This window comes from Methylorubrum suomiense, assembly GCF_022179765.1.
Taxonomy (GTDB): Bacteria; Pseudomonadota; Alphaproteobacteria; order Rhizobiales; family Beijerinckiaceae; genus Methylobacterium; species Methylobacterium suomiense.
The window spans coordinates 1-872 of the sequence record NZ_BPRE01000049.1; the positions used below are offsets into that span (position 1 = coordinate 1).

1 protein-coding gene is annotated in these 872 nt (G+C 65.4%); it reads left to right on the plus strand.

Going from position 1 to position 872, the window contains the following annotated elements; all coding sequences use genetic code 11:
- Positions 1-117 precede the first annotated feature (117 nt).
- Positions 118-872, plus strand: a 755-nt coding sequence (locus tag MFF26_RS26365; RefSeq protein ID WP_238308972.1) for a recombinase family protein, incomplete at its 3' end; no start/stop codon positions are given.

The following is an 872-nucleotide window of genomic DNA, read 5'->3' on the forward strand; positions in this document are numbered from 1 at the left end:
ATTTCCAAGGTCTCCTGAGATCCTGGAAAACGGGCCAAATCCTCGTCGACTTGGCGCGAAAAGCGCTGCAAAAACATAGGCTTACAAGTGGTCACAGGCTCAAAGCGCTTGGGCCGCTTGAGGGCCCGGACCAAAATCCTAACCGAGACCAAGGCGGCAAGGGCGCCGCGGGCCGTTGGATACCTGCGCGTCTCCACTGAGGAGCAGGCCGCGACCGGTCACGGCCTCGATGCGCAGGAGAAGCAGGTCCGCTCCTTCGCCGAGAGCCAGGGTTATGACCTAGTCGAGGTCCTGACCGATCCCGGCATCTCAGGCGCGACGAAGCCGATTGAACGCCCCGCGTTCAGTCGTGTGGTTGCCCTTGCGGAAGCGGGCGCGCTCGACGTCCTCCTCGTCGCCAAGATTGATCGGCTGTCCCGCGACATCCGACACGCGATGACGACGGTTTCCGATCTCGCCGAGCAACACGAGGTCGCGTTCAGATCGGTGACGGAGTCGGTCATCGACACGTCGAACCCGATGGGTCGGACCTTCTTCGCGATCTTCGCCGGCATGGCGGAGAACGAGCGGTTTGTGATCCGGGACCGGACGGCAGGCGGGCGCCTCGCCAAGGCCGGCAAGGGTGGTTTCGCCGGGGGCGCTGCGCCCTACGGCTACGAAAAGGATTTGCAGGGCGGGCTCCGCGTCCTGGAGGAGCAGGCCAAGATCGTCCGCCGCATCTACCGCGAGCGGCGCCAGCGCCGGACCCTCCAGGCCATCGCGGACGGGCTGAACGCCGATCGCATCCCCTCGCCGAGCGGCGGAACGTGGCGGGTCTCCTCCGTCTCGTACCTGCTCGACAATCCGAAATACCGCGGCGCCGTCGAGTACCT